The 8,738-nt window shown below is 72.4% G+C and carries 4 protein-coding genes; 1 reads left to right on the forward strand and 3 read right to left on the reverse strand.

Annotation, left to right across the window (positions count from 1 at the left end; all coding sequences use genetic code 11):
- Positions 1-1,899 (forward strand): ATP-binding cassette domain-containing protein (locus tag KGA66_RS26685; RefSeq protein WP_211471936.1); only part of this gene is annotated, 1,899 nt, incomplete at its 5' end.
- A 260-nt stretch (positions 1,900-2,159) separates the two neighbouring features.
- On the opposite strand, the gene KGA66_RS26690 is transcribed toward KGA66_RS26685, so the two are convergent.
- Genes KGA66_RS26690 through KGA66_RS26700 form a run of 3 tightly spaced genes read right to left on the reverse strand, consistent with a single transcriptional unit; the run spans position 2,160 to position 8,370 of the window.
- Positions 2,160-3,170 carry a dihydroorotate dehydrogenase-like protein gene (locus KGA66_RS26690; RefSeq protein ID WP_369015973.1) on the reverse strand — a complete coding sequence of 337 codons (1,011 nt, stop codon included), beginning with the start codon at positions 3,168-3,170 and terminating at the stop codon, positions 2,160-2,162.
- Positions 3,167-6,736 (reverse strand): pyruvate:ferredoxin (flavodoxin) oxidoreductase, encoded by a 3,570-nt coding sequence (gene nifJ / locus KGA66_RS26695; RefSeq protein WP_369015972.1) that lies wholly within the window; start codon positions 6,734-6,736, stop codon positions 3,167-3,169. Before nifJ ends, KGA66_RS26690 begins: the two co-directional genes overlap by 4 nt.
- Positions 6,733-8,370 (reverse strand): NAD(P)-binding protein, encoded by a 1,638-nt coding sequence (locus KGA66_RS26700; protein ID WP_211471942.1) that lies wholly within the window; start codon positions 8,368-8,370, stop codon positions 6,733-6,735. The genes nifJ and KGA66_RS26700 overlap by 4 nt, the downstream gene beginning before the upstream one ends.
- Between the last annotated feature and the right edge of the window lie 368 nt (positions 8,371-8,738).

Here is an 8,738-nt window from a genome sequence, read left to right on the forward strand (position 1 = left end):
ATGCTCGGCCGTGACCTTCGCGCGGTGCGCGGGCCGCTGGTCCGCGTCCTGCTGTGGTCCCTGGTCCAGGGCCTGCCCGTGCTGGTGTCCGGGCGGGTACTGGAGTTGGCGGTCAACCGGGGTTTCCTGGTGCATCGGCCGCTGGTCGGCCTGCTGTTCCTGCTGCTGCTCGCTGCCGGTCTGCTGTTGGGCGCGGTGGCGACGCGGGCGATGTTCCCGTGGCTGGCCGACACGGTCGAGCCGCTGCGTGACGTGCTGGTCACGCGGCTGGTGCGGGCCGCGCTGCGCCGAGCCGTACGGCAGAGCCAGGTGCCTGACACCGCGGCCGTCGCGCGGCTGACCGGTCAGGTGGAGACGGTGCGCGGGCTGGTCGGGGCGATTCTGCGCTCGGCGCGTTCCTCGGCCGTCGGTCTCGTCGCGGCGCTGGTGGGCCTGCTCTCCCTCGCCCCGGCTGTGGCCGCGTTCGTACTGGTGCCGCTGGCCGCGTCAGGTGTCGTGTTCACGCTGTCCCTGCGTACGCTGGCGCGGCGCCGGCGGGCGGTGGTGCTGCTGGATGAGGCGATCGCCGCCGAGTCGGGTGCGGTACTCGGTGCCGTACGCGACATCGTGGTGTGCAACGCGCAAGGGCGGGCGTGCGCCGGGTTGGACGAGTTGATCGCTCGTCAGGCCGCGGCGACCACGCGTCTGGCCTGGGCCGGCGCGCTGCGTACCGTCACCGTCTCGCTCGGCGGGGAGTTGCCGCTGATCGGGCTTCTGCTCGCCGGGTCCCGGTTGGCGGGGGGCGGGCGGCTGGACGCGGGCCAGTTGCTCGGCGCGATCTCCTACGTGACGGCCGGCATGCTTCCCGCGCTGCGTTCGCTCGCCGCCGCCGCCACCACGTGGGGCATCCAGTTGGGCACCGTGCTGGGGCGGATCCAGCAGGCGGTGATCGACTCGGACGCCGACGACGAAGCCGATGCCGACCCCGATGCCGACGCCGATGTTCCCGGACTGTCGCGGCAGCAGTCGACCTCGTCGCCGCGGGCCTCGCCCCGGCCCCGGCTGCCGGGGGTCGAGGAGGCCGCGGCCGTCGCAGCAGCCGGCGGTGGGCCAAGCGGCGCGCCAGGCGGCGGCCCGGGCTGCGATGGCACGGTCCGGGAGCCGTCCGGTTACGCGATCAGCGTGCGCGGTCTGCGGTTCCGCTACGGCGCGGCGGCCGACCCGGTGTTCGCGGACCTGACGTTGAGCATCCCGGAAGGCGACCATCTCGCCGTCGTCGGCCCGAGCGGGATCGGCAAGTCGACGCTGACGCAGTTGCTGGTCGGCGCGCTGCGCGCCGAGCGGGGGGAGGTGCGGCTCGGCGGCGTCGCGGTCGGCGAGCTGCCGCCGCGGCGGGCGCGGCGCATCCGGGCGCTGGTGCCTCAGGAAGCGTATGTCTTCGCCGGCACGCTGCGCGAGAACCTCACCTACCTCGCGCCCGGGGCGGATGACGGGCGGATCGCCGCGGCCGCGTCCGCGACCGGGCTGGCCGCCGTGATCGACCGGCTCGGCGGTCTGGACGCCGAGGTCGGCGCAGGGGCGGCCACGCTGTCCGGCGGGGAGGCCCAGCTGCTCGCCGCGACGCGTGTCTTCCTGTCCGACGCCGCGGTGGTGATCCTGGACGAGGCCACCTGCCATCTCGACCCGCCCGCCGAGGCGCGGGTCGAGACGGCCCTCGCGGCCCGGCCGGGCACGCTGATCGTGGTCGCGCACCGGCTGAGCTCCGCGCAGCGGGCCAGCAGGGTCCTGCTGCTGGACGGCGCCGAACCGCTCGTCGCGAGCCCGGCCGAGTTGTCCGCGCTCAGCCCGCTTTACGCCGAATCGCTCGGGTACTGGCAGCCGGGTGCGGTCGATCCCGTCCTGGCGCGCACGCCCACCTGATCGGCGCGCCTCGGCCGGTTCGGCTCACGACAGGGTCCAGGCCTGGTTGCTGATCAGTGTGAGCCTCCGTCGTTCGCGGCCCGCTTCCCACGGCCGAACGGCCCGGTGTCCGCAGCGGTCGGGCTTGCGGTGCCGCGGAGCGCCGGCACACAGGTATCCGCCGTACGGGCGGTGCGTCCGCACCGATCAGCGTGGGCGCAGCGGCGTGTGCTCGGTGACTGCGGTGACCGCGGTGGCGCGCGGGCGGTCTCGGTCGGCGCTCACCAGGGGCCGAGGCTGGCGTTGGCGGCTCGCAGCGCCCGGACATACCCGGCGCGTTCGTAGGCGGCCTGATCGGAGTCGGCGGGCACGGCGAGCAGGCCGCGCAGTTCCCCGACCGAGGCGTACCCCTTGCGCCGCATCCACGCGGTCAGGCCGTCGAGCAGCACGGTCGCGTATTGCGGGCCGTGGCGCAGCAACGCGGAGGCGCTCATCACCACGTCCGCGCCGGCCAGCAGGTACTTGACCACGTCGGCGGGTTCTTCGACACCGGTGGTCGCGGCGAGCGAGGCCCGCACCTGGTGGCGCAGCAGGGAGATCCAGGTGCGTGCGAGCCGGGCCTCGGCCGGACGCGACAGGTCCACGGCGGGTACCACCGTGAGCTGTTCGGGGTCGACGTCGGGTTGCAGGAACCGGTTGAACAACACCAGGGCGTCCGCGCCCGCCCGGTCCAGCCGCAGCGCGATCTCGCCGGTCGAGCTGAAGTGCGGGCCGAGCTTGACCGCCACGGGCACGCTGACCGTGTCCTTGACCCGTTGCAGGATGTCGAGGTGCCGCTGCTCCACGTCCCGGCCCGAGGTGTGCGGGTCGCCGGGCAGGGAGTAGATGTTCAGCTCGATCGCCGCGGCGCCGGCGTCCTGCATCGCGCGCGCGTAGGAGGTCCAGCCGCCGGGGGTGGCCCCGTTGAGGCTGGCGATCACCGGGATCTGCACGGCGCCCGCGGCGCGCTCGATCAGGTTCAGATAGCGCGGCGGCTCGGTCTCCAGTTGCGCGCCGGCCGGGAAGTAGGAGAGCGATTCGGCGAAGCTGTCGGCGCCGGCGTCGACCAGTCGCGCGTTGCGTTCCGCCTCTTGGCGCACCTGTTCCTCGAACAGGGAGTAGAGCACGATCGCTGCGACACCGGCGTCGGCGAGCCGTTTGACGCCGTCCAGCGTGTTGGACAGTGGGGAGGCGGAGGCCAGCAGCGGGTTGCGCAGTGTCAGGCCCATGTATCTGGTCGCGAGGTCCATCAGCGTTCCTTGCGTGCGTCGGCCGGGAAGTGTCGCGCGGTACGGGTGGCCATCTGCTCGTAGGTGTCCCAGCGCTGGTCGACCGCCTCTTGGGCCAGGATCGCCAGCCGTTCGGCTTCGGCGGGGTCGCTGTTGCGCAGGGCGCGGTAGCGCAGTTCCCGCTGGGTGTAGTCGGTCAGCGCGATGCGCGGCCTGGGCGAGTCGAGCAGGAACGGGTTGCCGCCGGACTCGCGCACCACCGGGTCGTAGCGGATCAGGGGCCAGTAGCCGCTGGCCACGGCGCGGTACTGCTGGTCGAGCCCGTCGCGCATCTCGATGCCGTGGGCGATGCAGTGGCTGTAGGCGATCACCAGCGAGGGGCCGTCGTAGGCCTCTGCCTCGCGCAGGGCGCGCAGGGTCTGCTGCGGGTCGGCGCCCATCGCGACCCGGGCGACGTACACGCTTCCGTATGCGATCGCCTGCAGGGCGAGGTCCTTCTTCGGCACGCTCTTTCCGGCGGCGGCGAACTTGGCCACGGCGCCGAGCGGCGTCGCCTTGGAGGCCTGGCCGCCGGTGTTGGAGTAGACCTCGGTGTCGAGCACCAGCACGTTCACGTTGCGCCCGCTGGCCAGGACGTGGTCCAGGCCGCCGGATCCGATGTCGTACGCCCAGCCGTCCCCGCCGATGATCCACACGCTGCGCCGGATCAGGTGGTCCACCACGCTGCGCAGGTCCTGCGCGGCGCCGTCGAGGGTTTCGAGCCGGCGGCGCAGTTCGGCGACCCGTTCGCGCTGGGCGGCCAGTTCCGACTCGCGCAGTTGCGGCGCGTTCAGGATCTCCTCGACCAGGTCGGCGCCGACCGTGTCGCGCAGTTCGCTCAGCCGGGTGCGGGCCAGCGCGGTGTGCCGGTCCGCGGCCAGCCGCAGTCCCAGGCCGAACTCGGCGTTGTCCTCGAACAGGGAGTTGGACCAGGCCGGGCCGCGCCCGTCCGGTCCGGCCGTCCACGGCGTGGTGGGCAGGTTCCCGCCGTAGATCGAGGAGCATCCGGTCGCGTTGGCGACCGTCATCCGGTCTCCGAACAGCTGTGAGAGCAGCTTGATGTAGGGCGTCTCCCCGCAGCCCGCGCAGGCTCCGGAGAACTCGAACAGCGGGGTGAGGAACTGGGTGCCGCGCACGGTGCCGAAGTCCACCCGGGAGCGGTCGGCCACCGGCAGGCTCTCGAAGAACGCGATGTTCTCGCGCTGCGCGGCCACCAGCGGCGCGCGCGCCGCGAGGTTGATCGCCTTGTGGTCCGGATCGCCCGGTGCGGTGACAGGGCAGGCTTCGACGCACAGTCGGCAGCCGGTGCAGTCCTCGACGTACACCTGGAGGGTGAAGCGGGTGTCCGGCAGCCCGCGCACGTCCAGCGGCGCCGAGGCGAACGCCGGGGGCGCCCCGGCCAACAGCGACTGGTCGTAGTAGGTGGACCTGATCACGCTGTGCGGGCACACGAAGCTGCAGTTGCCGCACTGGATGCACAGGTCGGGATCCCAGTGCGCGACCAGATCGGAGATGTTGCGCTTCTCGTAGGCCGCGGTGCCGCTGGGATAGGTGCCGTCCACCGGCAGCGCGCTGACCGGCAGCTCGTCCCCGCGCCCGGCCATCATCTGCGCGGTGACCTCGCGCACGAACTGCGGCGCGCCGGCCGGCACGACCGGGGGCAGTTGCCGCGCGGAGGTCGCCAGCGCGGGCACCTCGATGCGGTGCAGTCCGTCGAGCGCGCGGTCGACCGCGGCCTGGTTGCGCTCGACCACCTCGGCGCCGCGGTGCCCGTAGGTCTTGGCGATCGCCGACTTGATCTTGTCGATCGCCTCCTGCCGGGGCAGTACCCCGGAGATGGCGAAGAAGCAGGTCTGCAGGACGATGTTGGTGCGCCCGGCCAGGCCCACCTCCCGGGCGATCCGCCCGGCGTCGATCGCGTACACCTCGATCCCCTTGGCCAGGATCTTCTCCTGCACCGGGCGCGGCAGCGCGTCCCAGACCTCTTCCGGCGGCTGCGCGCAGTTGAGCAGCAGCGTCGCGCCGGGCGCCGCCAGGGCGAGCACATCGACCCGGTCCAGCAGGCCGAAATGGTGGCAGCCGACGAAACCGGCCTGCGCCACCAGGTAGGGCGCGCGGATCGGCGCCGGCCCGAACCGCAGGTGCGAGACCGTCTGCGAGCCGGACTTCTTCGAGTCGTAGACGAAGTAGCCCTGCGCGTGCAGGTTCTCCTCGGCACCCAGGATCTTGATGGTGTTCTTGTTCGCGCCGACGGTCCCGTCCGAGCCGAGGCCGAAGAACACCGCGCGCACCGTGCCGGGCGGCTCGATGTCCAGGGACGGGTCGTAGGGCAGGCTCAGGCCGGAGACGTCGTCGGTGATCCCGATCGTGAACCTGGGCCGCGGCCGCTCGCGTGCCAGTTCGCCGAACACCCCGGCGACCATGCCCGGGGTCAGTTCCTTGGACGAGAGGCCGTAGCGTCCACCGGTCACCAGCGGCAGAACCTCGCGCTCGCCGACCGTGTGCGCCTCGCTCAGCGCGGCGAGCACGTCGAGGAACAGCGGCTCGCCGAGCGAACCGGGCTCCTTGGTCCGGTCGAGCACCGCGATCCGCCGCACCGTCGCCGGCAGCGCGTCGAGCAGCGCCTTGGCCGGGAACGGCCGGAACAGCCGCACCTGGAGCGCGCCGACCCGCTCGCCCAGCGCGGACAGGTGGGCCACGGTCTGCGCGACCGTCTGCGCGGCCGAGCCCATCACCACGATCACCCGCTCGGCCTGCGGATGGCCGGTGTATTCAATGGTCTGATACCGGCGGCCGGTGCGTTCGCCCAGGGCGTTCATCGCGCCCTGCACCGCGTCCGGCACGCCGGCGTAGAACGGGTTGACCGTCTCGCGCGCCTGGAAGTAGACGTCAGGGTTCTGCGCGGTGCCTCGGATGAACGGCCGCTCCGGGGTCAGCGCACGCGCGCGGTGCTCGCGCACCCGTTGAGCGGGCACCAGCGCGCGCAGGTCGTCGTCGCAGAGCAGGTCGATCGTGTTCAGTTCGTGCGAGGTGCGAAACCCGTCGAAGAAGTGCACGAACGGCACGCGGGTCGCCAGCGTCGCGGCGTGCGCGACCAGGGCCAGGTCGTGGGCCTCCTGGACGGACGCGGAGGCGAGCAGCGCGAAACCGGTCTGCCGCACCGCCATCACGTCCGAGTGGTCGCCGAAGATGGACAGCCCCTGGGCCGCGATCGACCGCGCGGCCACGTGCATCACCGCCGCGGTCAGCTCACCGGCGATCTTGTACATGTTCGGGATCATCAGCAGCAGGCCCTGCGACGCGGTGAACGTGGTGGCCAGCGCCCCGCCCTGCAGCGCGCCGTGCAAGGCGCCGGCGGCCCCGCCCTCGCTCTGCATCTCCACCACCGCGGGAACCGAGCCCCACAGGTTGGGCCGCGCCTGGCTGGACCACTCGTCGGCCAGCTCCGCCATCGGCGAGGACGGCGTGATCGGGTAGATGCAGCACACTTCGCTCAGCCGGTAGGCGACGGACGCCGCGGCCTCGTTGCCGTCGATGGTGGCGCGCATCACTCGCCCTCCGGGACCATCTCGATCGAATGCACCGGACATTGCTCGTAGCAGGTGGCGCAGCCGGTGCACCGGTCGTAGTCGAATTCGTAGCGGTGCCCGGCGCCGAGCTTGATCACCGCGTCCTCCGGGCACGCGCCCAGGCAGCCGTCGCACTCGAAGCAGTTGCCGCAGGACAGGCACCGGCGCGCCTCGTAGGTCGCCTCCGGTTCGGCCAGGCCGCCGAGCACCTCGCCGAAATCCGCCGTCCGCTCCTGCGGCGCGGCCTGCGGCTGCTGGCGGCGGGCGGCGGCGCCGAAGTACCACAGGTTCAGGTCGCTGAAGGTGACGACCCGGTGTTTCGCCGTGTTCACCGGCGGGGTGTCGCGCAGCCAGGCGTCGATGTTGCGCGCCGCCTTCTTGCCGTGCCCGACGCCGACCGTCACCGTGCGCTCGGCCGGCACCATGTCCCCTCCGGCGAACACGCCCGGGGAGCCGGTCATCATCAGCGGTGAGACCTGCACGGTGCCGTCGCGCTCGAACTGCACCCCGGGCATCTGGCGCAGGAACGCGGTGTCGGTCTCCTGGCCCAGCGCCAGGATCACCGTGTCCGCGGCGAGCGTCTCGAACCGGCCGGTCGGCCGGGGGAAACCGTCCTCGCCCAGTTCCATGACCTCGACCGTCAGTTGCGGGCCGTCGAACGCGGTGATGGTGCGCAGCCAGTTGATCCGCACTCCTTCCCGTTCGGCCTCCTCGGCCTCCTCGGGATGGGCCGGCATCTGGCTGCGGGTGCGGCGGTAGACGATCAGCGCGTCGTGCGCGCCCAGGCGGCGGGCCACTCGGGCCGCGTCCATCGCGGTGTTTCCGCCGCCGTACACGGCCACGCGCCGGCCGATCACGGGCCTTTCACCCGATGCGACGCCGCGCAGGAACGAGACCGCGTCCACGATCCGCCCCGCATCCGTGGCCGGGATGTCCACGCGCTTGGACAAGTGGGCGCCGACCGCGACGAACACGGCGTCGAAGCCGCCTTCATGCTGCTCGGCGCCCAGGTCCTGTACCCGGTGCCCGCACACGATGCGTACGCCCAGCTCGGCGATGCGGGCCAGTTCTTCGTCCAGGATGTCGCGCGGCAGCCGGTAGGACGGGATGCCGTAGCGCATCATCCCGCCGGGCTGCTCGCCGGCGTCCCTGATCTCGACCTCGTGGCCCAGCCGGGCCAGGTGGTAGGCGGCGGACAGTCCGCTCGGCCCCGCACCGACGACCAGCACCCGGCGGCCGCTGCGCACCGGCGCGGGGTCGAACAGCCATCCCTGTTCCAGCGCGAGATCGCCCAGGAACCGCTCGACCCCGTGGATCGACACGGCGCTGTCGAGGCTCGCACGGTTGCACACGCTCTCGCACGGGTGGTAGCACACCCGTCCGTGGATCGCAGGCATCGGATTGTCGGCGACCAAGGCCCGCCACGCCTGCTCGTGCTGGCCTGCCTGCGCATGAGCCAGCCAGGCCTGGATGTTCTCCCCGGCCGGGCACCCCGCGTTGCACGGCGGCAGCAGGTCCACGTAGACCGGACGGCGCTCCCGCACCGGCCCGGCGCGCGAATGCCCGTGCAGCAGGTCCGGCAGTTGTGCGACGTCTCGGCGTGATTGCACGGCCATACGCTGCACGCTATGCCCGCACCCGCGGTCCGCTTAGGGCCGTTAGCCCTGGGGCGCCCAAACCTTATGCCCGGTGTGCGAGGAGTGCGGGGCCCGACGCGGCCGCCGGCCGCCGGCCGGCGCTACGGGCTCCGATTCTGCGCCGGCGCTGCGGAGATGTTGGGCGGGGAGACGTTGGTCGCGGAGATGTTGATTGCGGCGACGAACATCTGCCGTCCGAACAACGGCCAGGCCCATCGCAGCAAACATTCACTGGGAAATCGGAGTGTGACGGTGTCCGCCTTGCGGTGACGCAGGGTGTGTGGGGTGTGGTGGGGCGTGGGTCGATCTGACGGCCGGTCATGTGGTTGGATCTGCTCGTGCCGGAT

The organism is Actinocrinis puniceicyclus, from assembly GCF_018283645.1.
Classification (GTDB): Bacteria; Actinomycetota; Actinomycetes; order Streptomycetales; family Catenulisporaceae; genus Actinocrinis; species Actinocrinis puniceicyclus.